This is a genomic window from Salinimicrobium oceani, assembly GCF_012037645.1.
On the sequence record NZ_JAAVJR010000540.1, the window covers coordinates 1 to 475 of the forward strand.

The following is a 475-nucleotide window of genomic DNA, read 5'->3' on the forward strand; positions in this document are numbered from 1 at the left end:
GGATGCTGATATCTTTGAGAAATTCAGGGAATTTAAATCTAAAGTGGAAAACGCTGTAGAAGATGGAAAGCTGGAAAAGATCAAATATTTGCTGGGTAATTACGACCTGAAAAAAGAAAAGGAAAAACTGCTTCAGAATTTTGATGAAGCCTTTATCAAACTTTTTCCGAATTTCATCGAGGAGTTTAATTCGCTACTAAGACCGGAAGAACAGATTAAAGTCAAAAAAGGAAAAATTCTAAATAAGGAGTTGAGAATTTTTGCTCTTATTAGACTAGGAATTACCCACAATGAAATCATTGCACAGATCCTGGGTTATTCGGTCAATTCCATCTACGCATACAAGACAAAATTGAGGAACAAATCCTGGTTGGAGAAAAGGGATTTTGATCAGGAATTGTATGAAAAAACTACTCTAAAACTCTAATTTGAAGCTATATTTTCAGCTTATTTCTATATACTTTTAATAGTGTAT

1 protein-coding gene is annotated in these 475 nt (G+C 32.8%); it reads left to right on the forward strand.

Annotated features, from left to right (window positions below):
- Positions 1 to 427, forward strand: a 427-nt coding sequence (locus HC175_RS18140; RefSeq protein WP_235942672.1) for a DUF6377 domain-containing protein, incomplete at its 5' end; no start/stop codon positions are given.
- Positions 428 to 475 lie beyond the last annotated feature (48 nt).